General features: G+C 43.5%; 1 pseudogene. It reads right to left on the bottom strand.

Annotated elements, in window-relative coordinates:
* Positions 1-239: pseudogene (locus tag R0J88_RS23145) on the bottom strand (hypothetical protein); the annotation flags it as partial.

The raw sequence follows: 239 nt of genomic DNA, 5'->3' as shown, positions 1-239 counted from the left end.
ATTACATTGTTTTGATTGAACTGCAGAGCAGGGTTTCTATTCGCTCTAAAATGTATATCGATGCCCATTAACTCCTCGGCAAATTTGGCTGCAGTATAGGTAGGCACGTAGACACGACCATCTGGACTTCGGTGTGTTTTTACCACACGCAATAGCCCATCGTTTTCTAGCCGGTTTAAATGCTCTAATGCCAACCGATGATTGATGCCATATAACCAACGAACAATGCCTGGGGTAAT

It is taken from the genome of Pseudoalteromonas sp. SIMBA_162, from assembly GCF_046535955.1.
Classification (GTDB): domain Bacteria; phylum Pseudomonadota; class Gammaproteobacteria; order Enterobacterales; family Alteromonadaceae; genus Pseudoalteromonas; species Pseudoalteromonas marina.
This window is presented reverse-complemented; position numbering and strand designations above follow the sequence as displayed.